This is a genomic window from Mesorhizobium sp. GbtcB19, from assembly GCF_019091085.1.
Lineage (GTDB): Bacteria > Pseudomonadota > Alphaproteobacteria > Rhizobiales > Rhizobiaceae > Mesorhizobium.
Map to the genome: position 1 here is coordinate 1 of NZ_JAGXJY010000628.1, position 230 is coordinate 230.

The 230-nt window shown below is 68.3% G+C and carries 1 pseudogene; it reads right to left on the bottom strand.

The features are described from left to right. Positions 1-230: pseudogene (locus KVT37_RS33255) on the bottom strand (DNA topoisomerase IV subunit B); the annotation flags it as partial.

Below are 230 nucleotides of genomic sequence, written 5' to 3' on the forward strand. Positions count from 1 at the left end.
CCGACGTCGATGAAGGTGGCATGGCCGGCCACCGCCTCGTCCATCGAATTGTCGATGACCTCGGGGAACAGGTGATGCATCGCCTTGCCGTCGGTGCCGCCGATATACATGCCTGGACGCCGGCGCACCGGCTCTAGCCCCTCCAGCCCCTCGATGTCGGCGGCGCTGTAGCCTTCGCTGCCGTCGCGGACGGCGGTCGAACGCTTCGCTGCCTGCTCGAGCGGATCGGC